1 protein-coding gene is annotated in these 312 nt (G+C 51.3%); it reads right to left on the minus strand.

All coding sequences use genetic code 11. The features are described from left to right. Nucleotides 1-148 precede the first annotated feature (148 nt). On the minus strand, nucleotides 149-312 hold a 164-nt coding region (locus tag AACS92_RS04685), incomplete at its 5' end, for an IS630 transposase-related protein (protein ID WP_339373541.1).

Raw genomic sequence — 312 nt, forward strand, 5'->3', positions numbered from 1 at the left:
TGCCAGTCGTGTGTCCCGAAGCAGCGCCGCCCTTTCGCCGAATAGCCGTGTGTGCGGGGCATAGACTGGGCAAAACCGCTTTCATCCAGATAAACAATCTTGCTCATAGTGACTGATGCGTTCGATAAAAGCCTGACGAGCCTGAGCGTCAGCGTTGGGGTGCCTTAGCGTTTTTTTTGACCGTTATTTTCAGCCGTTTCAAGGCGTAGTGGGTAGCAGACTGCGCAACACCCAGGCGTTTTGCTCTTTCCCATTGATAATCATCGGGATAATTTTGGACATCGGTGAGAAGCGCTTCATCACTGATTTTCG

Source organism: Xenorhabdus sp. KJ12.1 (genome assembly GCF_963876495.1).
In the GTDB taxonomy this organism is placed as follows: domain Bacteria; phylum Pseudomonadota; class Gammaproteobacteria; order Enterobacterales; family Enterobacteriaceae; genus Xenorhabdus; species Xenorhabdus stockiae.